The sequence below is a fragment of the Amycolatopsis sp. PS_44_ISF1 genome, assembly GCF_032335455.1.
Lineage (GTDB): Bacteria > Actinomycetota > Actinomycetes > Mycobacteriales > Pseudonocardiaceae > Amycolatopsis.
Genome location: NZ_JANUXO010000002.1, coordinates 2,095,371 through 2,120,400, shown reverse-complemented (window position 1 = coordinate 2,120,400; position 25,030 = coordinate 2,095,371). Strand labels below are relative to the sequence as shown.

The window sequence follows — 25,030 nt, the reverse complement described above, 5'->3', positions numbered from 1 at the left end:
CTTCAGTTGCCGTATCCGCCGTGGATTTCCAGCACCGAGCCGGTGACGTAGCTCGCCTGCTCGGAGCTGAGGAATCCGACCAGTTCGGCCACCTCTTCCGGACGCCCGGCGCGGCGCAGGGCGATCGAGTCGAGCAGCCGGGCGCGCGCCTTCTCCGGTATCGCGTCGGTCATGTCGGTTTCGATCAGTCCCGGCGCGACCGAGTTCGCCCGCACGCCGTACCGGCCGACCTCCCGGGCCAGCGCCTTGGTGAAGCCGATGATCCCGGCCTTCGACGCCGCGTAGTTCGTCTGCCCGGGGTTGCCGTAGATCCCGCTCGCCGACGACAGCGTGGTGATCACGCCGGCCCGCCGTTTGATCATCGGATAGGCCACCGCGCGGCAGACGGTGAAGACCCCGTCGAGATTCGTCCGCAGCACACTGGCCCACTTGTCGTCGGACATCGCGGCCAGGGGAGTGTCCGCGATCACCCCCGCCGCGGTGACCACGGCGTTGATCGGGCCGAGTTCCCGTTCCGTGCGCGCGATCCACTCGCGGGCCGCGGCCGCGTCGGTGACGTCGACCCGCAGGGCCAGCACCCGGGTCCCTTCGTCGCTCAGCTCCTTCTCGAGTTCGGCGGCGGACTGCTCGTCGGACCGGTAGCAGAAGCTCACGTCGAAGCCGTCCTCGGCCAGCTTCCGCGCGCACGCCCGGCCGATCCCCCTGGCTCCACCGCTGATCAGGGCCACCCCTGCGGTCATCAGTTTCCCTTCATTCGCAACAGGATCCCGCCGGCGCTGCCGTCCGGGTCGGCGGACAGGACCAGCACGAGACGGCCGGACGGGCCCGGAGTGCAGAGCGCCGCGGCCAGCGCGAACCCGGCCGATGACGCGCCGGTGTCGCCGATCGGCCCGAGCCCGGGCACCCGGCCGAGCACCGGTTCGCCGAACATCTCCGCCGCCGTTTCGCGCTCGGCGCCGGCCCCGGTGCCCGGGACGACCGCCCAGATCTCGCGCGCCGCCGCCCCGGCCTGCGCGAGCAGCGCGGAAACGGTGGCCTGCGCGGCGTCCGCGTTCTCCCGGCCGCTGTCCCCGGCCGCGATCCTGCTGTGGGCCGCCACTATCTCGGCCAGGCCCTCGCCGCCGGGCTCGACCTGGAACACCACGCTGCCCTCGCCGAGCACTCCACCGCCGTTGTGGTGGTTGGCCCAGGCTCGCTCGGGCGAGTACTCCTCGACCGCGCCGGCCAGCACCCGCCCGGCGCGCCCGCCGGCCAGCAGCCGGCCGGCGTAGACCAGCGCGGACACCGCCGCCCCGCGGCCGGCCGCGATCGTCGTGTTCGGTCCGGTCAGCCCGTAGCGGATCGCGCACTGGGCCGCCGAGTAGTTCATCACCGCCGCCGGCAGCACCTTGGTGTTCACGTGGTGTGGTTTGCTTTCCCGCAGGGAGTCCACCCCGACCGACATGGTGCTGCGCAGGCTTCCCACGGTGGTGCCGAGCACCACCCCGGTCCGCTCGCCCGCGCCGGTTGCGGCGCCGGTCAGCTGCCCGACCGCGGCCAGGGCGAAGACGGTGGCCCGGTTCGTCGTCCGGCCGACCCGGCCGCCGACCAGTCCCACCGGGTCGTAGTCCGGGACCAGGCAGGCGGCCCGGTCCGGCACGGCCCAGTCGGGTCCGGGCGGTGCCGCAGTCGCGCGGCCGGCCCGCACGCCCGTGGCGAACGCGTCCCGCCCGGCGCCGAACGGCGAAACCGCCGACCAGGCGGTGATCACCGGGAGCGGCCCAGTCATGCCGGAGTCCTTTCTGGTTTGGCGAGTACGACCACCGCGTTGTTCCCCCCGAAGGCGAGCCCGTTGTTCTGCACCACGGTCAGGTCCGCCTCGATCGCCTCGTTCGGCACGCAGTCGAGCCCGCACGCCGGGTCGGTTTCGCGGTGGTTGATCGTCGGCGGCACGAAGCCCTGTTCCAGCGCCACCGCGCAGGCCACGGTGGCCAGCGCGGCGGAGGCGCCCATGGCGTGCCCCAGCATCGACTTGAGAGCGATCGTGCGCGGCGGCCGATCCCCGTAGACATCGCGGATCGCGTCGCACTCGGTGATGTCGTTGAGCCTGGTTCCCGTGCCGTGCGCGGAGATCAGGTCGACCTCGGCCGGGCTGACCCCGGCGTCGTCCAAGGCCAGCCGCATGCACCGGGCGACGCTCGCGCGATCCGGCGCGACCGGGTTCCCGGCGTCGCAGTTCAGACCGTAGCCCAGCACTTCCGCGTGCACGGTCGCGCCGCGCGCCAGCGCCGACTCCAGCGTTTCCAGCAGGACTATGCCGGCCCCTTCGCCGGTGAGGATGCCGGCGCGACCGGAGTCGAACGGGCGGCACACGTCCGGCGCGACGAGGCCGAGCCGGTGGAAACTGGCGAAGCTGCGCCGGTTGACCACGTCCGCGCCGCCGGCGAGCGCGTAGTCCACCGCGCCGGACCGGACCGCGTCGAACGCGTCCCCGATCGCGTAGTTGGCCGCCGAGCAGGCCGTGCCGATCGTGTAGGCGTCCACATCGGACAGCCGGAACTCCCTGGCGATGTCCAGCGCGAGCCGTTGCGCGGACAGCCGTCCGGTCAGCACCGGGTCCATCTTTTCCGGGCCTTCGGCGACCATCGTGGCCACCAGGTCGTCGATGTCCTGGGACTGCCCGTCGGTGGTGCCCACCACGACCAGCCCCCGCCGGGACCGCAGGGCGTCGGCGTCCATGCGGGCGTCGGCCAGCGTCATCGTCGTGGCGGCCACGGCGAACCGGCTCGTCCGGCTCAGCCGCCCCGGCGCCCCGGCGAGCCAGTCGGCCGCGTGGAACCCGCTCACCTCGCACACCTGCTCGGACGGGAATCCGGTGGCGTCGAAGGTGCTGGCCCGGCCCGCGCCCGACCGGCCGGCCCGCAGGCCGGCGGCGAACTCGGCCAGCCCGATGCCGATGCTGGAGACAACGCCCATGCCGGTGATCACCACCCGCCGGGCCGGCCCGGCGGTCATCCGGCCGTGCTCGCCGTCTCCGGGGCGGACACGGCACCCGCCGCGGCCCAGCCGAGCTCTTCGGCGACGAGGTCGTAGACCGAGGCGAGGCTGTTCAGCCGGGACAGGTCCACCTGCTCGACCTCCAGGCCGAAGTGCTTCTCCAGCGCCGCCAGCAGGTCGATCGCACTGAGTGAATCGATACCGAGGTCCTCGTCGAACAGCGTGTCCTCCTCGAGCTCCTCGGGTTCTATCTCGAAGGCGTCGCAAGCCAGTTCTTTGATCACGGCCTTGCGTCGGTCGGTCTCGGAGTTCATCGGGGTCGCCTTTCGGTCTGGTAGTTGGTCGCCAGCCACTCGTCGTCGTAGATGGAGTCGAGGTAACGCTCGCCGAGGTCGGGCGCGATCAGCACCCCGGTGCCGGACATCGGGTTGCGCGACAGCCAGTCCACCGCGCCGGCCAGCACGGTGCCGGTGGAGCCGCCGAACAGGAAGCCGTGCCCGGCCAGCTTGCGGCACATCGCGATCGCGTCGGGTTCGCTCACGTGGACCACGTCGTCGGCGAACGAGGCGTCGAAGATCGCCGGCGGCGTGCTCGTGCCGAGGCCGGGGATGAGCCGCCGGGACGGCGGCAGCCCGAAGGTCACCGAGCCGACCGCGTCGATCGCCACCACCTTCACCGGCAGCGCCTCGTCGCGGATGTAGCGCGCGCAGCCCATCAGCGTGCCGGTGGTGCCCGCGCCGACGAACAGCACCTCGGTTTCCGGGAACTGCTTGAAGATCTCCGGGCCGGTGGTGCGGTAGTGGGCGCCCCAGTTGTCCGGGTTGGCGTACTGGTTCAGCCACACGTACCGCGAATCGCTCGCGCACAGCGCACGCACCCGGTCCAGCCGGGCGGTGAGGAACCCGCCGTCGGAGCCCGGTTCGGTGATCACGTGCACGCTCGCGCCGTAGCTCTCCATCAGCCGGATCGCCGTCGGGTTGCAGCGGATGTCGGTGACGCAGACGAACCGCCGGCCCCGCCCGGCGAGGATCATGCTCAGCGCCACCCCGAGATTGCCCGAGGACGATTCGATCAGGACCGAATCCGGCCCGAGCCCGCCCGCCCGCTCCGCCGCGGCGACCATCTCCGCGGCCGCCTTCAGCTTGATCGAACCGGCGAAGTTGAACCCTTCGCACTTGAGGTAGAGGGAATTCCCGACGATGCCGGCCAGGTCGATGTACAGATCGCCCACGTTGAACTGCTGAGGTTCGGTGATCAACGGCATGGGGTCCACCTTCGCCGAAATCCGGAAATCCGATGCACTGGAAATCATCTCCTTGCCGTGCGCGCATGACAATGCGTGAAACGCTGATAAATTCTGTCTACTCTTCGAGTTCAGGCGACTTTGAATCGAACTCCGGCCAATTCGACCCGGGAAGTGACCCCCAGTTTCCGAAAAATGCGCCCGAGGTGGGCGTGCACGGTGTGCGGGGAAACGTACAGGCGGGCCGCGGCCTGCCGGTTGGTCAGCCCCTGGGCGACCAGCTTGGCGACCGTCCGCTCGGTGTCGGTGAGGCTGCTCCAACCGGAAACCGGGCGTTCGTCGTAGGTCCAGTGCCGTCGCCGCACACCCGCGGCGCGGAGCCGGCTCCGCACCCGCGCCACATCACGCCGGGAGCGGGCAGTCTGATAAGCCGCCAGCGCGACGTCGAGCTCGCGCACCACCTCGGCCGAAGGCCGGCCTTCCCGGGCGAGCAGTTCCGCCAGGTCTTCGGCCGCCGACGCGCGGGCCCAGCCGTGCCCGTGGGCGGCGGCTGCTTCCCGAAGCTTGCCGGCCCGGCCCCGCAGCAGACCCGCGGCGTGCGCGGCGGCGGCGGCGAGCGGCGTGCAGTCCGGGTTTCGCGCCGCGAGGTCGGCGGCGTCGGCGGCGACCGACCCGGCCAGCGCGACCTCGCCCGCGGCCAGCGCCGTGCGCACGAGCCAGCCGGCCGCGGCCGGGTGCAGCAGCAGCGACGCATCCGGGCGGTGGCCCCCGAGCGGCGAGAGAGCTCCAGCCGGTTCGTGCCGGGCCGCGGCCAGCTGAAGCTCCAGCCAAAGCAGCGTGGCGGGATCGGAGTCCGGCCGATCGCGGTAGCCCTGGAGATGTTTCTCGGCTTCGACCAGCTCGCCGGAGCGTAGCGCCGCTTCGCACAGCACCGCGGGTGCGCCGGTCCCGGCGTGGGCGACCGCGTCCTCCAGCCGGTCCGCCCAGAGCGCGAGCTGGGCTCGCGTGGCGGCCACCGCGGCGTCGAACAGCGTGTTGCCGGTCTGCCTGACCCGCGCGGCCACGTCGGCCAGGACGGCTTCGGCCTGCTCGGATTCGCCGAGTTGGGCCAAGCGCGTGGCCAGCACGAGCGCGGGCAGGGGCAGGGGGATGCCCGCCACGTCGGCCACCGGGCAGTGCGCGGCGAGCCGGAGCAGCCGCAGGCTTTCCTCGGTCTCGCCGTGCGACCAGGCGCTGTCCGCCAGCACTTGCCGGGCGGTCGCACCGAGCGCGCCGGATTCGGCGGCCGTCTCCCGGGCGAGCGCGATTCCGGTTTCGGTGCCGGCCAGCGCGGCCAGCCGCACCGCGCGGGCTTCCGCGGTGTCGTCCGCAGCCAGCTCCGTCGCCGCCTGCCGCTCACCCGTGCGCACTCGGATCGACACCGCGATCGTGCGCAGGCGCGCGGCAGCGTCCGGTTCGGACGAATGGGCCGGCGTCGCGGCGAGCAGCCGGGCGGCTTCGTCGAGCCGGGCCGTCCGCACCAACGCCGCGGCTCGGGTGGCGACCAGTTCGGCCACCTGGTCGCCGGGCGAGATCAGGGTCAGTGCCTTCTCGGCGATCGAAGCCGCGGCGGCCGGTTCCGTGTCCATCGCCCGAGCCGCCGCGGTCGTCAGCGCGGACACCGCCTGGGAGTCGCCGGGAAGCGCGCCCGCGAACAGATGGCCGACCGCGGCCTCGCGGCTTTCGGCCCCGCGGTCGAGCAGCAACAGTCCCGCCTGCCGGTGCAGCGCGGAACGCACCGACCAGGGGATCGACTCCACGAGGGCACGCCGGAACAGGCCGTACCGGAACGAGAGCTCGCCGTTGCGGTCGCTGGTCAGGACTCCCGAACCGAGCACCTCACGCACCGCACGGGCGATGTCGGCCGCCGTGCGCCCGATCAGCTCCGCCACATCGGCCGCGCGGAAGGTGCGCCCCAGCACGGCGGCGACCTCGAGCACGCCCACGGTGTCGGCGCTGAATCCGCTGAGCCGGGAGACGACCTCGTCGGTGAGCCGGGCCGGTAAAGCGTCGGCTACCAGTTTGGCGTACCCGTCGCTGATCCGGACGGTGTTCTCCTCGTCCAGCCCGGCCGCCAGCGCGACCAGCAACGCCGGGTTCCCCCCGGCTTCGGCCAGCAGCGCGGTCAGCTCCTCGTCGGGCTCACCGCCGAGTATCCGGGCGGCCAGGTCCGAGGCCGCGGCGCCGGAGAACCCCGCGAGCCGCAGCCGCCGCGCACCTGCTTCTTCCAACCGGTCGAACAGCCTCGCCGCCGGACTGCCGGTGCGCGCCGGGCCGGTGCCGTCACCGCGCGCGAGAAGCCAGGTGACCGGTGCGTCGCGCAACTGCGTCACGAAGGAGTGCACGGCGGCCAGCGTCACCGGGTCGGCCCACTGCACATCGTCGAGGACGATCAGCTGCGGGGCCCGCCGCGCCCGCTCCTCGATCTCGCCCAGCAGCCGGGCCGACAGCCGGACCGGGGTGTCGTCGGTCCGGGTGAGCGCCCACTGCGTCGCCCCGAGCGCGTCGGTCAACGGCGCCAGCGGGGTCCACTGCGACAGCTCGTCGGCCCGCGCCGAACAAGCGACCACGCCGTGTGGCCCGGCCGCCGCGACGGCTTCGCCGAGGAGCCGGGAGCGCCCGGTGCCGGGTTCCCCTTCGACCAGCACCACTGCGCCGGTGCCGCCGGCCAGTGCGGCCAGGGCTCCGGCGAGCACCGACCACTCTTGGTCACGATCGATCCACGGCTCGGCGAGTTGTTCAGGCATCGTTGTCACCCACTTCGAGTACCTCCACCCGAAAAGTAGGTGCGGTCAGGCCGGAACAACTATCCGCAAGAGGCGGAAAGGCTCACGTCCGGGTGAAATTTGCCCTTTCTTACCCGGCGGTCGAGTCCGCGCAGCCGGGAGGAAACGAAAAAAAGCCCGGATGCTGGACGCAATCGGGCGCTCACCTGCGGAAACTTCGATCGGGAACGGAGCGCGACGGGCGCGGCCGACTCGTTCGACCTGGCGGCGATTTCGCTTTCCGGATCGCTCCGATGATAGGGATTCCGGCCGGCTGGTCAATCCGGGAATCGCGTAATTTCGCGGTTGCGGTTAATTTCGTGGCACCGTACCGGCGGCCGGACCGGGGCGGGGCGGGGGCGGTACGGCCGGGCCGGCGTCCGGATCGGCATTCGGATCGACGGCCGGATCGACAAGGTGACACACCGGTCGTTCGCCCGCTCGATCGTGGCGGCCGGGCGCGCCGGTGCCGGGCTCCAGCGTCCCGCGCACCGGGAGGCGGACCGGCCGGCCGCGGGCTCGCCCGGCCGGTCCCGTGGCCCACCTCCGGACGGGCGGTTCCGGTTTCGCCGCAGGAAAACCCGGCCCCCGGCCGCGATCCGGTCAGCCCTCAGTCGAGGACGTTGCCGTTGTTCCGCCTGGCCGGGCGGGAGCGGCGACCGTCCAGCTGGACGTAGGTGCGCTGGAGCCAGCGGTCCTGACCGTCGTAGCGCGGCCGGAACGAAGTGCGCCCGTGCAGCGCGATGCGGTTGTCCACCACCGCCAGGTCGCCCGGGGACAGCACGAACGTGCGGCGCACCTCTTCGATGGCTCGCTGGAGCTGTTCGAGCGCGTTCGCCGCGGTCACGTCGAGCGGGTCGGTGGCCGCGAAGTCGACGCGGATGTCGGGGTCGTCGGGGGCGCCTTCGAGCACCGGGCGGGGCGACGGGGTCGGCGCGCCCTGGAACGAACCCGGTGCGGCAGTGACGAACCGGGGCTGGCCGAGCACCTCTCGCACGTCGGCGGACAACAGCTCGGCCGCGCACCGCACCGACGAGGTGAGCAGCCCGGCCACGTTGTCGTGGTCGTTGCGCAGGCACAGCAGCAGCACGTAGTCGGGGCTGTTGCGGTGGAAAGCGTTCTCGGTGTGCATCTTCAGCCGGACGGAACCGGCGTTGCCCTGGAAATCCTCTTCGCCCGGCACCGGAACCACGTTCTGCACCAGCGCGCCGCCCTTCTCCTGGCGGAAGGCGACCACCTCGCCGAGTTGCATGCTCGCCAGCACCAGCGCGGAGGACGGCACGGCGGGCTCGTGCTGCACCGAACCGGCGACGGTGGGGCTGGGCGGGAGGGTGTTCTCGTCGACCGGCAGGCCGCGGATGCAGAGCACGCCTTCGCGGCCGGGATCGCGGCGGAACCGCTGGATGGCCGCGATCAACGCCGCGGGGAGCCGGCTCGAAGCCTCCCGGGCCAGTTCGGGCCACCCCGGGTCGTCGATGCGCCCGCCCGGGTCGGCCAGTTCGGCGGCCAGCTCCCGCACGGCCGAGCGGTCGGCCTCGGACAGCGTGTGCGACATCGGGACCCCAGCGGCCTGCTCACGACCGTCGAGCTGCAGCGTCATGGAAATTCCTCCGAAAACAACCTGGGAAAGTGTCTGGGCCAGCCGAGCGTCACCGCGCGGCCGGTATCCCACATCACCCATGTGGTCACCCCGCGCCGCCTCGGGGAGCCGATAGCAACATGGGCGATGTGGCCGGGATCGGTGGTGGGCAAGGTGGTCGGAAAGCGAACGACGCCGCACTAGCCGGTGCCGCGGGCCGCCCGGTGCCGGTCCGCGCGCCAGGACGGGACGAGCATGGAACGAGCACTGTCGGTGGGGCAGGAGGCGTTGTGGTTCGTCAACCGGATGGCCCCGGACAGCGCCGCCTACCACCTGGTCTACGCGGTCGGCCTGCACGACCGGCTGGACCTGCCCGCCCTCGGCCGGGCGGTCCGGGAGACCGCGCAGCGGCACGACATCCTGCGGTCCACGTTCACCGAGATCGACGGGGTGCCGCGCCGGGTGGTCCGGGACGGCGGGCTGTTGCGGCTGGAGGTGCGGGACGTCGGCGCGGTGTCCGAGGACGAGCTGGCCGCACTGGCCCAGATCGAGGTCGTCCGGCCGTTCCGGTTGCCGACGGACGGGCCCGCCCGGCTCGTGCTGCTTCGCCGGGCGCCGGACGACGCGATGCTGGTGTTCGTCTGTCACCACATCGCGCTCGACGGTCCTTCGCAGGTGCTCGTGCTGCAGGATCTGCTCGACGCCTATCAAGCGCTGCGTGAAGGCGGCACTCCGGGCTGGGCGCCGCTCACGGCCGGGTACCACGACTTCGTCGCGGCCGAGCGGAGACTTCTCGACTCCCCGCGGGCCGCCGAGCTCGCGGGGTACTGGCGGGAGGTGTGCGCGGACGCGCAGACGGTCTTGGACCTGCCGGTCGATCGGCCCCGACTGGGCCGGCCGCGGCTGCTCGGCGGTACCCACGTGTTCCAGATGCCGCCGGACATCGTCGACGAGCTGATCCCGGCGTCACGGGCGAACCGCACCACGCCGGCGCGCTACCTGATCGGGCTGTTCCAGGTGCTGCTGTACCGCTGCTCCGGCCAGCGGGACTTCCTGATCGGCTGCGCGGCCACGTCCACGATGGGACTGAACCGGCTGGGCGTGGCGGGCCACTTCGTCAACGCGATCCCGTTGCGCACCCGGGTCGGGCCGGACGCGAGTTTCCGGGACGTGTTCGCCGAGACCAACGGCCAGTTGCGCGAGGGCATGGCCCGGGTGGACTACCCGTCGGCGCTGCTGCCGCAGGAACTCGGCCTGACCCGGACCAGCGGTACTTCGGGACTGTTCCAGGTGCTGACCACCACGCTCACCGTCGGGCGGCAGTCGCCGTTGCTCACCCTCGCCGCGGCCGGGCACGGGGCCACCGCCGACTACGCCGGGCTCCGGCTCTCCGGGCACGATCTGCCGCAGCAGGAAGGGCAGTTCGACCTGACGCTGGAGCTGGTTCGCGACCGCACCTCCGTTCGCTGTGCGCTCAAGTACGACACCGATCTGTTCGACCCCGCCACGATCGCCCGGCTGGGCGGGTACTACCGGCAGCTGATCCGCGCGGCCCACGCCGATGCCGGCCGGCCCGTGGCCGAGGTGCCGCTGCTCGACGCCGACGAACGGGCCCGGCTTCTCGCTTTCGCCACCGGCCGGTCCGACCTGACCGCTGCTTCCTACGGAGGACTGAAATGAGCAACCCCGGCGACAACAGCCACGGCTACCGCGTCGTGGTCAACAGCGAAGAGCAGTACTCGCTGTGGCCATCACGGCGCGAGCTGCCGGACGGCTGGCGGGCCGAAGGCACCGAAGGTTCCCGCGAAGACTGCCTCGCCCGCATCGGTGCGGTCTGGCAGGACCTGCGACCGCTGAGCACGCGCACCAGCGAGGCCCGGGGATGAGCGAAAACCCGGCTGAGGTGGAGATTCCGCTGTACGAGGCATTCGCGGTCCAGGCGGCCCGCACTCCGGACGCGGTCGCCGCGATCGACGGCTGGGACACCGCCAGCTACGCCGAGCTCGAACGCCGCGCGGGGCACGTGGCGGCGGCACTGTCCGAACAGGACTGTGCCCCCGGCGAGGCGGTCGGCGTGCGGCTGCGGCGCGGGATCGACCTGGTGGCCGCGTTGCTCGGGGTGTGGCGAGCCGGCGGAGCCTACGTGCCGATCGACCCGGACCACCCGGCGGAGCGGATCGCCGGCATCGTCGAAGAGGCCGGCTGCCGGATCGTCCTGACCGACGAGTCCGTCGCGAAGCTGTCCGCCGCCGAAGGCGAGCCGCCGTCGCTCGACCACCGGCCGCCGGCACCGGACCGCCCGGCCTACCTCATCTACACCTCCGGTTCGACCGGCAAGCCCAAGGGCGTGGTGGTCACGCAGCGCGGGATCGCCAACCGGGTGTGGTGGACGGTGCGGACGCACGGCCTGTCCGAGCGTGACCGGGTGCTGCAGAAGACCTCGCTGTCGTTCGACGCGGCCGGCTGGGAGATCTTCGCCCCGCTGGTCAGCGGCGGCACCGTGGTGCTGGCCCCGGCCGGCACCGAGCGGGACCCGGCGGCCATGGTCGACGCGGTCATCCGGGACGAGGTGACGGTGCTGCAGGTGGTCCCGTCGCTGCTGCGGCTGCTGGTCGGCCAGGACCGGCTGGCCGAGTGCACCTCGCTGCGGCTGCTGTTCTCCGCGGGGGAGCCGCTGCACGCCGAGCTGTGCCAGCAGGTGTGGGCGAAGGTCCCGGTGGAGTTGTGGAACACCTACGGTCCCACCGAATGCGCGATCGACGTCACCGCCTACCGGTGCGACCCCGGGCAGACCGCGGGCCCGGTGCCGATCGGCGCGCCGATCACCGGCGCGCACGTCGTCGTGCTCGACGAACACGGCGAGCTGACCCCGATCGGGCTGACCGGCGAGCTGTACCTCGGCGGCGCGGGGGTCGGTCTCGGTTACGTCGGGCAGCCCGAGCTGACCGCCGAGCGGTTCGTGCCGGATCCGTTCGGCCCGCCCGGATCCCGGCTGTACCGCACGGGCGACCGCGCCCGCTGGCGGTCCGACGGGACACTGGCCTACCTCGGCCGGCTGGACGACCAGGTGAAGGTCAACGGCGTCCGGGTCGAGCCGGGCGAGGTGGAGGCCGCGTTGCGCGCCCACCCCGCGGTGCGGGGCGGCGCGGTGCTCGCCGTGCCGGGCCCGGCGGGCGATCTGCGACTGGCGGCGTTCGTGATCGGCGAGATCCAGCCCGCGACCCTGCGCACCTTCCTGCGCGGCCGGCTGCCCGAGCACCTGGTGCCCACCCTGGTGGTGCCGGTCGCCGAGCTGCCGATGCTGACCAGCGGCAAGGTGGACCGGGCCGCGCTGCGCGCGATCGAGCTGACCGAGCCGCCCGGCCGTCCGGGTTTCCGGGCGCCCTCGACCGCCGCCGAACAGACCGTCGCGGAAGTCTGGGCGGAGCTGCTCGAGGCCGACCAGGTCGGCGTCGACGACGACTTCTTCCAGCTCGGCGGCCATTCCTTGCTGATCACCCGGCTGGCCGAGGTGCTGCGCGCGAAGACCGGCCGGCACCTCGAAGTCCGGCACCTGTTCGCCGCTTCCACGGTCGGTGCGCAGGCCGCCCTCCTGATGACCAAGGACATCGACGTCGCGCCGGAACAGCCCGCCCGGCCGGCCGGGCGCTTGCCGTTGTCGTTCGGGCAGCGGCGGTTGTGGTTCCTGGAGCAGCTTCGCCGGGGCGACCAGGAGTACGTCGTACCGCTGTTCCTCCGGGTGCCGGCCGACATCGATCCGGAAATCGTGCAGGGCGCGCTGAACGGGCTCGCCGCGCGGCACGAGGTGCTGCGCACGCGGTACGTGGTGCAGGACAACGAACCCTGGCAGGTGATCGACCCGCCCGCCGCCGTCGAGCTGCGGGTCGTACGCGGCGTTCCGTCGAAGGTGGCGCTGTTCCGCGCGGAGCTGGTCCGGGGGTTCGACCTCGCCGAAGGCCCGCTGTGGCGCGCGCTGCTGCTCGCGCGCCCCGGGCTCGAAGGAATCCTGCTGATCACCGCGCACCACATCGCGGTCGACGGTCAGTCGCTGGTGGTGCTGGCCGAGGAGTTCGAGCGGCTGTGCGCGGGCGAGACGGACCTGCCGGCGCCCACCCTGCAGTACGCCGACCACTCGGTTCGTCAGCGGCACGCGTTGACCGGCCGCCTGCTGGAGGAGCAGCTGGCGTACTGGCGAGAGGCCCTGGCCGGGCTGCCGCTGCTGGAGCTGCCGGTGGATCGCCCGCGCGCCGCCGAACGCGATTCCGACGGCGCCGTGCTGAAGTTCACGCTGCCGCCGCAGATCGCGAGTGCGCTGCTGGAGCAGGGGCGCACCGCCGGAGCGACCCCGTTCATGACCCTGCTGACCGTGTTCAGCGTGCTGCTGGCCCGGTACTGCCGAACCTGGGACGTGGTGGTCGGCACGCCGGTGGCGGGACGCACCGCTCCCGGGTCGGACCGCGCGGTCGGCTTCTTCCTCAACTCCCTGGTGCTGCGGGCGAACCTGACCCCGGAGCTCTCCTTCACCGAGGCGCTGACCCGGGTGCGCGCGGTGTGCGTCGGCGCGTTCGGGCACGCCGACCTGCCGTTCGAGCGCCTGGTGGAGGAGGTCCAGCCGAGCCGTGACCTGTCCCGGACCCCGGTCTACCAGGTCATCTTCGACCTGCACGACGGCGGGCTGGCCGAAGCCAACACGAACGTGGTGGACGCGCAGTTCATGCAGTCGATCTGGAACGTCGCGAAGACCGATCTGACCCTGATCATGCGCACCCACGCGAACGGCGCCGTCGACGGCATCCTGGAGTACGCGACCGCGCTGTTCGACCAGGCGACCATCACCCGTCTCGGCGCGAATTTCGTGCAGCTGGCCGAATCGCTGGCCACCACGCCGGACACGCCGATCGGCGTGGCGGAACTCGTCGCCGCGCCCGAACGGGAACTGCTGCTGGGCTCGTGGAACGACACGACCGCCGAACTGCCGCCGGTTCCGGTGCACGTGGCGATCGCCGAGCAGGCCGCGCGCACACCCGACGCGGTGGCGCTGAAGCACGACGGCGGTGTGGTCACCTACGCCGAACTGGACGCCGAGGCGAACCGGTTCGCGCGGGTGCTGCGCGAGCGGGGGGTCACGGCCGGCACCACGGTCGGCGTGCTGCTCGGGCGTGGGCCGGACCTGGTGGCCGCCCTGCTGGGAATCTGGAAGGCCGGCGGCGCGCAGGTTCCGCTGGACCCGTCCTTCCCGGCCGGCCGGGTGCAGCACGCACTGGCCGACTCCGGTGCTGCCGTGCTGGTCTCGGACCTGGAACTGGTCGAGCGCTCCGAAGGTTTCGCCGGCGGGCAGGTGCTAGTCGACCGTGACCGCGGCGAGCTGGACCGGCAGCCGGGCGAAGCCCCGGCCGCTCTTCCCGGCGACGGGCTCGACCGGCTCGCCTACCTGATCTACACCTCGGGTTCGACCGGCACGCCGAAGGGCGTCTCGGTCGAGCACCGCGGGCTGGCGAACTATCTCCAGTGGACAGTCGGTGCGTACGCCGCGTACGGCACCGGCGGTGCGCCGTTGTTCACCTCGGTCGCCTTCGACCTCGGCCTGCCGAACCTGTACACGCCCCTGCTGACCGGACAGCCCGTGCGGCTGTTCCCGCAGGACTTCGACCTGACCGGGCTGGGCGCGGCGCTGGCCGAAGCCGGGCCGTTCAGCTTCGTGAAACTCGCGCCGGCGCAACTGGAACTGATCCTCGGGCAGCTGGCCGACGCCGGGCCCGCACCGCTGGCCGAGCTGGTCTGCGCCGCGGGGGACTGGGTGCCCGCGGCCCTGGCCGAACGCTGGCGCGCGGTCACCGGCCGGCCCGGCGCGCGGTTCGCCGCGGAATACGGGCCGACCGAGATCACCGTGGGCAACTCCGCGCTGTTCCCCGAGCCGGGTGAGCCGCCCCACGAGTTCCTGTCGATCGGCCGCCCGATCCCGAACACCACCATGCACGTGCTCGACGAGCAGCTCAACGTGGTCCCGGTCGGCGTGGTCGGGGAAATCCACGTCGGCGGGGTCGGGGTCGCGCGAGGATACGCGGGCAGGACCGCGCTCACCGCGGAGAAGTTCCTGCCGGATCCCTACGGCGCGGCCGGTACCCGGCTCTACCGCACCGGCGATCTCGGCCGCGTGCTGCCCGACGGCCAGGTGGAGTTCCGCGGCCGCGCGGACAACCAGGTCAAGGTGCGCGGATACCGGGTCGAACTCGGCTCGGTGGAAGCGGCGCTGCTGGCGCACCCCGAGGTGCGCGAGGCGGTGGTCGTCCTCAATGGACAGCAGCTGGTCGCCTACCACGTCGGCGGGGCGGACGACCTGGCGGCTTTCGTGGCGCAGTCGCTGCCGCGGCACGAGGTGCCCGGGTTGTTCGTGCCGATGACCGCCCTGCCGCTGACCACGAACGGCAAGGTCGACCGCCGGGCCCTGCCCGCGCCGGAGGCGTCCGCCCCGGCTGGTCCGGACCGCAAAGCGCCGAGCACGGTGGCGGAGCGCCGGATCGCGGCGATCTGGGCGCGGGTGTTCGACCGGCGCATCGGCGTGCACGACAACTTCTTCGACCTGGGCGGGCACTCACTGACCGCGGCCACCGTGATGTCCATGCTGCGCCAGGAGTTCGGCCTAGACATCGGGATGCACACCCTGTTCGACGCGCCGACCGTAGCCGGGCTGGCCGAAGCGGTGGAAGCGCGGATCCGCGCCGAGATCGATGGACTCAGCGCGGCCGAGGTACGCGCGCGCGGCGAGGAGACTCAGCGATGACCATGCAGGAAACCGAACTCTACCGGGAAGAACTGGTGCGCCGCCGGCTGGCGGGCAGCGCGGCGGGCAACCGGCTTTCGATCGGCCGCGCCGACCGGGCGGCCCCGCTGCGGCTGTCCTTCGGGCAGCGCCAGCAGTGGTTCCTCAACCGGCTCGATCCGGGCAGCCCGGAATACCTGGTGCCGCTGGCGCTGCGGCTGCGCGGTCCGCTGGACACCGGCGCGCTGCGCCGGGTCTGGACCGAACTCGTCGCCCGGCACGAGATCCTGCGCACCCGCTACGTGCTCGAAGGGGCCGGACCGGTGCAGGTCGTCGACCCGCCGTCCGCCCCGCAGTGGGCGGATCTGGCCGCGGCCGACGAGACCGAGGCCCTGGCGCAGGCGGAGCGGGAGGCGCTACGGCCGTTCGACCTGGAGAACGACCACCCCCTGCGGCTGACCCTGCTGCGCATCGGCGGGCAGGACCACCTGCTGCTGGTGGTGCTGCACCACATCGCTTCCGACGAGGTGACCCAGGAGGTGCTGCTGCGCGAACTCGGCGCGCTGTACCAGGCGTTCGCCTCGGGCCGCCCGTCGCCGCTGCCGCCCCCCGCGGTGCAGTACGCCGACTTCGCCGCCTGGCAGCAGGACGCCCACTCGGACCGGGCCGTCGAGCAGCAGTTGTGGTACTGGCGTGATCAACTGGCCGACCTGCCCCGCCTGGAGCTGGTGAGCGACCGCCCGCGGCCGCTGGTGCGGAGCTGGCACGGGGAGAGCGTGCCGCTGCACGTCCAGCCGCGCGTCGCGGCCGAGCTGCGGGCGCTGGCCCGCTCGGCCGACGCCACCGGTTTCATGCTGTTGCTGACCGCCTTCCAGTACCTGCTGGCCCGCTACACCGGTCAGGACGACATCGTCGTCGGCACCGTCGTGTCCGGTCGTGACCACCCGGAGCTGACCGGCCTGCTCGGTTACGTGATGAACACGCTGGCGCTGCGCATGCGGATCGCCGGTGAGCCCTCGTTCGAAGACTTGCTGGCGCGCAACCGGGTCACCGTGCTGGAGGCACTCGACCGGCAGGCCGTGCCGTTCAGCCGGCTGGTCGAGGAGTTGCAGCCGGAGCGCGACCTGTCGGCCACTCCGCTGTTCCAGGTCGCGTTCACCCTGCACACGCAGCCGGTGGCCGGCGGGGAGATGGCGGGGGTGCGCGCGGAGTACGTGGACCTGAAGTGGCAGGTGTCGAAGTTCGACCTGGCGCTGCGGCTGATGGAGCTTCCCGACGGCTCGATCGGCGGGAAGGTCGAGTACGCCACCGACCTGTTCGACGAGTCCACCGCGCAGCGGCTGGCCGAGCACTACGTGTGCCTGCTGGAGAGCATCGCCGCCTCGCCCACCGCCGCGGTGCACGAGCTGTCGGTCCTGCCCGAACCGCAGCGCGCCCGGCTGGTGCGGCAGGCGGGCCCGGCCGGGCCCGGCTCGGAACCCCGTTGCCTGCACGAAGCTTTCGCCGAACAGGCCGGGCGGACCCCGGAGGCGATCGCGGTCGCCTGCGACGGGGCCGGGCTGACCTACCGTGAACTCGAAAGCCGGGCCAACCGGCTCGCCCATCACCTGCGCGGGCTCGGCGCCGGACCGGAGACGCTGGTCGGCGTCTGCCTCGACCGCGGTCCGGACCTGGTGCCCACCCTGCTGGGCGTCACCGCGTCCGGCGCCGGGTACCTCCCGCTCGACCCGGCCTACCCGGCCGATCGGCTGCGGTTCATGATCGAGGACGCGGCCGCGCCGGTCGTGGTCACCACGGCCGCGCACCTGGACCTGGTGCGGGAGGTCCATTCCGGCCGGGTCGTGGTGCTCGACGGCCAGGACGCGGCGGCGCTGGCCGCTGCTCCGGAAGCCGCGCCGGAACCGCTGGGCGGGCCGGACAGCCTCGCGTACGTCATCTACACCTCGGGCTCCACCGGGAAACCGAAGGGCGTGTGCGTCACCCACGCCAATGTGCACGGCCTGCTGACCGCCGCCCAGCCGCACTACGGGTTCGGGACCGGCGACCGCTGGTCGATGTTCCACTCCTACGCGTTCGACGTCTCGGTCTGGGAGATGTGGGGCGCGCTGGTGAACGGCGGGAAACTCGTCGTGGTCCCACTCGCCGTCTCCCGATCGCCCGAGGACTTCCTCGACCTGCTGGTTCGCGAGCAGGTGACGGTGCTGTCGCAGACGCCTTCCGCGTTCCGCTCGCTGGTGTCCGCCGCGGAAGCGGGGGACCCGCGACTGGACGAGCTGGCCCTGCGCGCGGTGGTGTTCGCCGGGGAGAAGCTGGAGCAGCGTGACCTCGCACCGTGGGTGCGGCGATTCGGCCTGCGCCGCCCGGTGCTGGTCAACATGTACGGCATCACCGAGACCTGCGTGCACTCCACGTTCCACGAACTGGCCGAGGAGGACTTCGAGCCCGGCGCGGGAAACCCGGTCGGCCTTCCGCTCGGCGGCGAGCGGATCCACCTGCTGGACCGGCACGGCAACCTCGTTCCGCCCGGCGCGGCCGGTGAGATGCACGTCGGGGGGCACGGGGTGACCCGGGGTTATCTCGGCCGGCCGGAGCTGACCGCCGAGCGGTACGTTCCCGATCCGTTCGGTGCGCCGGGCGAGCGGCTCTACCGCAGTGGCGACCTGGCCCGCCGGCGGCCGGACGGCCGGCTGGAGTTCCTCGGCCGGATCGACCGCCAGGTCAAGCTGCGCGGGTTCCGGATCGAGCTGGGCGAGATCGCCGCGGCGCTGACCGGGCACGCCGCGGTCCGGGACGCCGTCGTGGTGCTGCGCGAGGACACGCCGGGCGACAAGCGGCTCGTGGCCTACCTGGTCGCGGCCGGAACCGCGCCCGAGCCGGGCGAGTTGCGCGCGGAGGCGGCGAAGTCGCTGCCGGAGTACATGATCCCGGCCGCCTACGTCGTGCTCGACCGCATCCCGCTGACCGCCAACGGAAAACTGGATCAGAGGGCGCTTCCCGAACCGGACGGCTCGGCGGCTCGCGGGCGGGGCGAAGCCACGGCGCCGAGGACGGTGACCGAAGCGCGGATGGCCACGGTCTGGCGCGAGACGCTGCAGATCGGCACGCTCGGCGTGCACGACGGCTTCTTCGAGATCGGCGGTGACTCGATCCGCGCGGTGGCCCTGGTCGGCGCGTTGCGCACGGCCGGGTTCGACGTGTCGGTGCAGGACGTCTTCCAGCACCGCACGGTCGCCGAGCTGGCCGCGTACTGCGAGGACAGGGCCGCGCCCGCCCCGATCGACACCGCGGTCGAGCCGTTCGCCCTGCTGTCCGAGGCCGACCGCGCGCTGGTCGGCCCGGGAATCGCCGACGCCTACCCGATGTCCCAGGTGCAGATCGGCATGCTGGTGGAGATGCTGGCCGGCGGCTCGGACAACGTCTACCACAACATCAGCTCGTTCCAGATCAAGGACGACCGGCCCTTCGACTTCACGGCTTTCCGCGCCGCCGCGGCGCTGGTGGTGCAGCGGCACGAGGTGCTGCGGACCGCGCTCGACGTGGATTCGTTCTCGGTGCCGATGCAGCTCGTCCACGCCGGGGTCCCGACCTCGGCGGGCCGGCGTGACCTGCGCGGCCTGGCCGAACCGGCCCAGCTCGCGCAGCTGCGGAAGTTCACCGCCGCCGAACGGGCTGAGCTGTTCGACCTCGCCCGCCCGCCGTTGATCCGGCTGTTCGCGCACGTAGTGGACCAAGGCTGGTGGATCTCCATCACCGAATGCCACGCGGTGCTGGAGGGCTGGAGCTTCCACTCGCTGCTGATGGAGGTGCTGACCGCCTACGGCCGGCTGCGGGACGGCCTCGACCCGGATCTGCCCGCGCTGCCGGAGGTCCGCTACGCCGATTTCATCGCCGCGGAACTCACCTCGGTGGACTCGGCCGCGGACCGCGGGTACTGGCGGGAGCTGGTGGCGGCCCAGCCGAAGCTGGAGCTGCCGCAGGCTTGGCGCGAGCCCGGTCCGGGCGTGCCGTACCGGATCGATCTGCCGTGCGCGGACCTGGCCGGCGACCTGCACGCGCTCGCGGTCTCGCTCGGGGTGTCGGTCAAGAGCGTCTGGCACGCCGCGTACCTGAAGGTGATGAGCATGATCACCGATCAGGAGGCGTTCAGCACCGGCCTGGTCTGCGACACCCGGCCGGAGCTGCTCGGCGCCGACCGCGTGTTCGGCATGTACCTCAACACGGTGCCCTACGCGTTCGACCGCTCGGCCGCGACCTGGGGCGAGCTGATCCGGGCGACCTACGACGGGCAGACGCGGCTGTGGCCGCACCGGCGCTTCCCGCTGCCGGAGATGCAGCGCGACTCCGGTGCCGCCGAGCGGCTGGTCGACACCTTCTTCATCTACCTGGACTTCCACGTGGTCGACCTCGGCCTGGTGGACCAGACGACCGTGCTCGACGACAGCCCGAACGAGTTCGGGCTGAGCATGGGGGTGATGGGCAACCGGCTGATGGTGCACGCCCGGACCGACGTGCTGGCCCGCGCCGGCGGGAACCGGCTGCTCGCGATGTTCCGGACCGTGCTGGAGTCGATGATCGCCGACCCGGACGGCGACGCGCACGAGGCGGCCCTGCCCGCCGGCGAGCGGGACCTGGTGCTGCGCGCGTGGAACCGCACCGATCGCCCGCTCGGCAGTGAGGGGCTCGTCGAGCGGGTGCGGGAGACGGCCCGGCGGCAGCCGGACGCGATCGCGGTGACCGACGACCGGGAAGCGGTGACCTACCGCGCGCTGGTCGCCCGTGCGAACGCCATCTCCGCGCGGCTGAACGATTCCGGACCGGTCTCGCTGGTCGCCGTGCTGGCCGAGCCCGGCGTCCGGTTCGTCTCCGCGGTGCTGGGCGTGCTCGGCGCGGGGGCGGCCTACCTCCCGCTCGACCCGGCTGCGCCGGAAGCCCGCACCACGCGGCTCCTCACCGACAGCGGGGCGCAGATCGTGCTCGCGGCGCCGGAACACGCCGAGCACGCCGCTCGGGCGGCCGCGGGCCGGAACGCCCGGATCGTCGCGCTGCGCGACGAGCAGCGCGAGGACCTGCTGCCGTTGCTGGGCGGCGAGGACGACCTGGCGTACGTGCTCTACACCTCCGGCTCGACCGGCGCGCCCAAGGGCGCGATGGTGCACCGCCGCGGCATGGTCAACCACCTGCTGGCCAAGATCGAGGATCTCGGTCTCGGCGGCGAGGACTCGGTGGTGCAGAATGCGCCGCTGACCTTCGACGTTTCGATCTGGCAGATGCTGGCCGCGCTGGTGACCGGCGGCCGGGTGCGGGTGGTCACCCCGGCCTGCGCCGCCGATCCGGCCGCGTTGTTCGCCACCGTCGAGACCGAGCGGATCACCGTGCTGGAAGTGGTGCCTTCGTTGCTGCGGGCGGCGCTGGACGATTGGGATTCCGGGGCCACGGTGCCGTCGCTGCGGGCCCTGCGCTGGCTCGTGGTCACCGGTGAAGCGCTGCCGCCGGCCCTGTGCACCCGGTGGTTCGCGCGGTTCCCCGGCATCCCGATGGTCAACGCCTACGGGCCCACCGAGTGCTCGGACGACGTCACGCACGCCGTGGTGTCCGAACCGCTGCCCGCGGACGCCGCGATCGTCCCCATCGGCCGGGCGATCCGCAACACCCGGTTGTACGTGCTCGACGCTCGACGCCGGCCCACGCCGATCGGGGTGCCGGGCGAGCTCTACGTCGGCGGGGCCGGGGTCGGGCACGGCTATCTCGGCGACCCGGACCGCACCGCGCAGGCGTTCGTCGAGAACCCGTTCGGCGGGGACGGCCTGCTCTACCGCACCGGCGACCGCGTGCGCTACCGGCCGGACGGGCAGCTGGAGTTCCTCGGCCGGCGCGACAACCAGGTGAAGATCCGCGGCCAGCGGGTCGAGCTCGGCGAGGTCGAGGCGGCGCTGCGCGCGGTCCCCGGGGTGCGGGACGCGGTGGCGAAGGCGGCGGGCGGCCGGTTGGTCGGCTACCTGGTGGGCGACGCGGGCCAGGAGGCCGTGCGGACCGAACTGGCCAAGACGGTGCCCCAGCACCTGGTGCCCTCGGCGCTGCTCGTGCTGGACGAACTGCCGTTGACCGCCAACGGGAAGGTCGACCGCAAGGCCCTGCCCGACCCGGACCGCTCGCACCTGGCCGAAGAACCGGCCGTGGCCCCCCGCACGGCGATCGAACGGCGGATCGCCGAGGTCTGGGGCTCGGTGCTGAACGTGTCCGGCCTCGGGGTGACCGACGATTTCTTCGCCGTGGGAGGGGATTCCATCCGCACCATGACGCTGGTCGCGGCGCTGCGCTCGGCCGGGTTCACCGCGACGGTGCGCGACGTGTTCGAAACCCGGACCGTCGAAGCGCTGGCGGCACGGCTGGACGCGGCTCCCGGGGACGAGGGCCGGGCACTGGCCTGGTTGCGCACCGCCGGGACCGGCACCCCGCTCTACTGCGTGCACCCGCAGGGCGGCAGCGCGCACTGGTTCCTGCCGCTGGCCGACCGGCTCGACCGCCCGGTGGCCGCCTTCGAAGCACCCGACACGATCGGCGAGGGGGCGGTCGACCTGGCCGCGCTCGCCGCCCGCTACCTGGCCGAACTCCAGCCGACCGGTCCGTTCACGCTGCTCGGCTGGTCGTCCGGGGCCACCCTCGCCTGGGAAATGGCCCGGCAGCTCGCGGAGTCGGGCACCCCGGCGTCGGCGCTGGTGCTGATCGACCCGATCGGCGACCCGGCGGTTTCGCCCGAGGTGGTCACCGGCGACGCGCTCATCGACCGGCTGGCTCAGCTGTGTGAGCAGCCGGAACTGGCCTCGGCCGGGGAGGTCCGGTCGCTGCTGCGGCTGGCCGGGCTCTCCGCGGACGAGGCCGACCTGACCACGATGCGCCGCCAGGTGCGAAGGGCGCGAGTGCTGACCGAGGCCATGTACACCTATCGCTACCCGCCCGCCGGTACCCCGGTCCGGCTCGTGATCACCGACGAGTGCGCCGAGGAACGGCACGGGGTGGTCCGCGGGCTGTCCTACGCCGGCTACCTGGAGCGCTGGCGGGCTCTGTCCGGTGGCGGGCTCACCGTGCACCGGATCGCCGGTGAGCACGAGGAAGTCCTGCGCCCGCGCCGGGCGGGCGAGCTGGCCGCACTCGTCCAGACCTTGATGTCCGACGACGGAGGGATCCGATGACCGAGTTGATCGCTCCACCGGGGGTGCGCACCCGGAACCTGCTGTCCCTCGACGATCTCGACGGCGGCGAGCTCCGGGCGCTGGTCGAACGCGGGGCCGCGCACGCGGCGGGGACGGAGCACGGCTCCCCGCTGGACGGGACCGTCGTGGGGGTGTACTTCGAGAAGACCTCGACCCGCACGCGCACCGCGTTCTCCAGCGGTGTGCTGCGGCTCGGCGGGCACCTGATCACCTACGGTCCGGACGACCTCCAGCTCAACACCGGCGAGACGCTGGCCGACACCGGCCGGGTGTTCGCGTCGATGCTGGACGTGCTGGTCGCGCGGACCACGCTGACCGCGGACGCGCTGGGACAGCTGGCCGGCCACGGCATGCCGGTGGTCAACGCGATGAACGTGGAGGAGCACCCGACGCAAGGGCTGACCGACCTGACCACGTTGTTCTGCCGGTTCGGCCGGCTCGACGGACTGCGCGTGCTCTACGTCGGCGAGGGCAACAACAGCGCGGTCGCGCTGGCGTTGGGCCTGACCCGGTTCCCGGGTACGGAACTCGAGTTGCGCACGCCGCCGGGCTACGGATTGCCCGGGCCGGTGAAGCTGCGGGCCGCGGAACTCGCGGCCCGGCACGGGTCCTCGATCGCCGAACGGCACGACATGGCCGCGCTGCCCGGTGGGTTCGACGCGATCTACGCCACGCGCTGGCAGACCACCGGGACGAGCAAGCCGGATGCGGGCTGGCGCACGGTGTTCGAGCCGTTCCGCGTGCACGCGGGGTTGTGGGAACGCAGCCCGGAGGCGGTGTTCCTGCACGACCTGCCCGCTCACCGCGGGGAAGAGGTCACCGCCGACGTGCTGGACGGACCGCACAGCCTGGCCTTCCGCCAGGCGCAGTTCAAGCTCTTCAGCGCGATGGCCGTGCTCGAGTGGTGCGGTGCGCGGGACGTCCGCCGGTGACCGCCGCCGACACCACCACGGATCGCGGCCTGCGCGGAAACCGCGACTTCCACCTGCTGTGGGCCGGGGCCGGGCTGTCCTTCCTCGGTTCGCGGATGAGCGCCTTCGCCTATCCACTCGTCGTGCTGTGGGCGACCGGATCCCCGGCCGAGTCCGGGCTGGTCGCTTTCGTCGCGCAGTTGCCGTACCTGCTCGCGCAGCTACCGGCCGGAGTGGTGGCGGACCGCTTCGACCGGCGGCGGCTGCTGATCGCCTGCGACGTCGGGCGGCTGATCGCGGTCGGCAGCATCCCGGTCTGGCTGCTGCTGTTCGGGCTGAGCTTCTGGCAGCTCTCGGTGGTGGCGTTCATCGAAGGCACGTTGACCGTGGTGTACCGGATCGCCGAGCGGGCGGCGCTGCCCAGCCTGGTCCCCGAGGAGCACCTGACCACCGCGATCTCGCACAACGAGGCCCGTGAACAGGCCGCCGGGCTGCTCGGGCAGGGCGGCGCGGGCCTGCTCGCCGCGGTGGCGCAGTGGCTGCCGTTCCTCTCGACCGCGGTCCTGCACGCCTGCTCGTTCGGCACGCTGCTGCTGATCAGGAAGAAGCTTCAGGTCTCGACGGCACCGGCCGAACCGCAGAAGCCACTGGCCGCGTTGCTGGAAGGGCTGCGCTGGATGGCCGGGAACCGCTTCGCGCGGGCCGCGGCCGGCCTGATCGCGGTGAGCAACCTGCTGTTCCAGGTGCTCATGCTGGCGGTGCTGGTGATGGTGCGCGACCACGGCGGTTCCCAGGCCACCGCCTCGGTGGTGTCGGTGGTCTCCGGGATCGGCGGCGTGCTCGGCGCGACGACCGCGGCCTTCTGGATCCGGCGGATCTCGCTGCCCGCGCTGGTCATCGGGGCCAACGGGCTCTGGGCGCTGCTGGTGCCGCTGACGCTGTTCTCGCCCAACCCGGTGCTGCTCGGCGCCCTGTACGGCGCGATGTCCTACATCGGCGCGGTGTGGACGGTGGGAGTGAGCGCCTACCTGGTCGGGATCGTGCCGGACCACCTGCGCGGGCGGGTGACCAGCGTGGCCAGCCTGCTGGCGTACGGGCCGCTGGCTTTCGGCTCCCTGCTGGGCGGATTCGCGCTGTCGTCGTTCCACGCGACCGGCACGGTGCTGGCCGTCGCCGGGGTGATGGCGGTCCTGACCCTGGTCGCCGCGGCCAGCCCGGGGGTGCGTTCCTTCTCGCGGTGAGGGTACCGAAGCTGAAGCGGGGGTTTCCGGCACGTTGCCGGAAACCCCCGTTCTGCTGACCGGGGAGAAGCCGCCGGACCCGGGGGCCGAACTCATTCCTCAGCGGAAACCTGTCCTCAATACCGGTCCCAAACAGGTAACCGAATTTTTCGGAGAAGTTTTCCGCGAATCGCGGAGTGTCTTTCCGCGGGATTCGTGCTCGTGCTTTTCCTGGTAGGGACATCCCTACCGCGCCTCCGGGGGTGCTCCGGTCTCCGTTTCGCCCCCCGCTCGGGCAGGGTTGATCCGGTAAGGGAAGCGACGAG

The 25,030-nt window shown here is 72.5% G+C and carries 13 protein-coding genes; 6 read left to right on the top strand and 7 right to left on the bottom strand.

What is annotated here, in order from left to right; genetic code table 11:
- Nucleotides 1-2: 2 nt before the first annotated feature.
- The 7 genes from fabG to NYF13_RS23615 all read right to left on the bottom strand — a co-directional run bounded on the left by fabG (nucleotide 3) and on the right by NYF13_RS23615 (nucleotide 8,623).
- Nucleotides 3-740 (bottom strand): 3-oxoacyl-ACP reductase FabG, encoded by a 738-nt coding sequence (fabG, locus tag NYF13_RS23645; protein ID WP_315659730.1) that lies wholly within the window; start codon nucleotides 738-740, stop codon nucleotides 3-5.
- Nucleotides 740-1,768, bottom strand: a complete 1,029-nt coding sequence (locus NYF13_RS23640) for a beta-ketoacyl synthase N-terminal-like domain-containing protein (RefSeq protein ID WP_315659729.1) — start codon at nucleotides 1,766-1,768, stop codon at nucleotides 740-742. Before NYF13_RS23640 ends, fabG begins: the two co-directional genes overlap by 1 nt.
- The gene (locus NYF13_RS23635) at nucleotides 1,765-2,994 is read right to left on the bottom strand and encodes a beta-ketoacyl-[acyl-carrier-protein] synthase family protein (protein ID WP_315659728.1); all 1,230 of its coding nucleotides are present in this window, start codon (nucleotides 2,992-2,994) and stop codon (nucleotides 1,765-1,767) included. Before NYF13_RS23635 ends, NYF13_RS23640 begins: the two co-directional genes overlap by 4 nt.
- On the bottom strand, nucleotides 2,991-3,290 hold the full coding sequence (locus NYF13_RS23630; RefSeq protein ID WP_315659726.1) for an acyl carrier protein: 300 nt from the start codon (nucleotides 3,288-3,290) through the stop codon (nucleotides 2,991-2,993). The genes NYF13_RS23635 and NYF13_RS23630 overlap by 4 nt, the downstream gene beginning before the upstream one ends.
- Nucleotides 3,287-4,240: a 2,3-diaminopropionate biosynthesis protein SbnA gene (sbnA, locus tag NYF13_RS23625; protein ID WP_315659725.1), complete on the bottom strand. Its 954-nt coding sequence runs from the start codon at nucleotides 4,238-4,240 to the stop codon at nucleotides 3,287-3,289. The genes NYF13_RS23630 and sbnA overlap by 4 nt, the downstream gene beginning before the upstream one ends.
- Before the next feature lie 110 nt (nucleotides 4,241-4,350).
- A complete protein-coding gene (locus NYF13_RS23620) occupies nucleotides 4,351-7,005 on the bottom strand; it encodes a LuxR C-terminal-related transcriptional regulator (RefSeq protein ID WP_315659724.1) in 2,655 nt (884 codons plus the stop codon).
- A gap of 628 nt (nucleotides 7,006-7,633) precedes the next feature.
- Entirely contained in the window at nucleotides 7,634-8,623 is a 990-nt protein-coding gene (locus tag NYF13_RS23615) for a TauD/TfdA family dioxygenase (protein WP_315659723.1), read from the bottom strand.
- A 234-nt stretch (nucleotides 8,624-8,857) separates the two neighbouring features.
- Here NYF13_RS23615 and NYF13_RS23610 point away from each other — a divergent pair, with 234 nt between their 5' ends.
- From NYF13_RS23610 to NYF13_RS23585, 6 genes are read left to right on the top strand one after another with little or no spacing between them, the layout of a single operon-like run.
- Nucleotides 8,858-10,282 carry a condensation domain-containing protein gene (locus tag NYF13_RS23610; protein WP_315659722.1) on the top strand — a complete coding sequence of 475 codons (1,425 nt, stop codon included), beginning with the start codon at nucleotides 8,858-8,860 and terminating at the stop codon, nucleotides 10,280-10,282.
- On the top strand, nucleotides 10,279-10,488 hold the full coding sequence (locus tag NYF13_RS23605) for an MbtH family protein (protein WP_315659721.1): 210 nt from the start codon (nucleotides 10,279-10,281) through the stop codon (nucleotides 10,486-10,488). The genes NYF13_RS23610 and NYF13_RS23605 overlap by 4 nt, the downstream gene beginning before the upstream one ends.
- Nucleotides 10,485-15,383 (top strand): non-ribosomal peptide synthetase, encoded by a 4,899-nt coding sequence (locus tag NYF13_RS23600; RefSeq protein ID WP_315659719.1) that lies wholly within the window; start codon nucleotides 10,485-10,487, stop codon nucleotides 15,381-15,383. The genes NYF13_RS23605 and NYF13_RS23600 overlap by 4 nt, the downstream gene beginning before the upstream one ends.
- Entirely contained in the window at nucleotides 15,380-22,552 is a 7,173-nt protein-coding gene (locus NYF13_RS23595) for a non-ribosomal peptide synthetase (RefSeq protein WP_315659718.1), read from the top strand. Before NYF13_RS23600 ends, NYF13_RS23595 begins: the two co-directional genes overlap by 4 nt.
- Nucleotides 22,549-23,505: an ornithine carbamoyltransferase gene (locus tag NYF13_RS23590; protein ID WP_315659717.1), complete on the top strand. Its 957-nt coding sequence runs from the start codon at nucleotides 22,549-22,551 to the stop codon at nucleotides 23,503-23,505. The genes NYF13_RS23595 and NYF13_RS23590 overlap by 4 nt, the downstream gene beginning before the upstream one ends.
- On the top strand, nucleotides 23,502-24,725 hold the full coding sequence (locus NYF13_RS23585) for an MFS transporter (protein WP_315659716.1): 1,224 nt from the start codon (nucleotides 23,502-23,504) through the stop codon (nucleotides 24,723-24,725). Before NYF13_RS23590 ends, NYF13_RS23585 begins: the two co-directional genes overlap by 4 nt.
- Nucleotides 24,726-25,030 lie beyond the last annotated feature (305 nt).

Bases quoted from the DNA above. Each gene is read 5' to 3' on its own strand.
- fabG (WP_315659730.1), bottom strand. From the start codon at position 740: ATGACCGCAGGGGTGGCCCTGATCAGCGGTGGAGCCAGGGGGATCGGC.
- NYF13_RS23640 (WP_315659729.1), bottom strand. From the start codon at position 1,768: ATGACTGGGCCGCTCCCGGTGATCACCGCCTGGTCGGCGGTTTCGCCG.
- NYF13_RS23635 (WP_315659728.1), bottom strand. From the start codon at position 2,994: ATGACCGCCGGGCCGGCCCGGCGGGTGGTGATCACCGGCATGGGCGTT.
- NYF13_RS23630 (WP_315659726.1), bottom strand. From the start codon at position 3,290: ATGAACTCCGAGACCGACCGACGCAAGGCCGTGATCAAAGAACTGGCT.
- sbnA (WP_315659725.1), bottom strand. From the start codon at position 4,240: ATGCCGTTGATCACCGAACCTCAGCAGTTCAACGTGGGCGATCTGTAC.
- NYF13_RS23620 (WP_315659724.1), bottom strand. From the start codon at position 7,005: ATGCCTGAACAACTCGCCGAGCCGTGGATCGATCGTGACCAAGAGTGG.
- NYF13_RS23615 (WP_315659723.1), bottom strand. From the start codon at position 8,623: ATGACGCTGCAGCTCGACGGTCGTGAGCAGGCCGCTGGGGTCCCGATG.
- NYF13_RS23610 (WP_315659722.1), top strand. From the start codon at position 8,858: ATGGAACGAGCACTGTCGGTGGGGCAGGAGGCGTTGTGGTTCGTCAAC.
- NYF13_RS23605 (WP_315659721.1), top strand. From the start codon at position 10,279: ATGAGCAACCCCGGCGACAACAGCCACGGCTACCGCGTCGTGGTCAAC.
- NYF13_RS23600 (WP_315659719.1), top strand. From the start codon at position 10,485: ATGAGCGAAAACCCGGCTGAGGTGGAGATTCCGCTGTACGAGGCATTC.
- NYF13_RS23595 (WP_315659718.1), top strand. From the start codon at position 15,380: ATGACCATGCAGGAAACCGAACTCTACCGGGAAGAACTGGTGCGCCGC.
- NYF13_RS23590 (WP_315659717.1), top strand. From the start codon at position 22,549: ATGACCGAGTTGATCGCTCCACCGGGGGTGCGCACCCGGAACCTGCTG.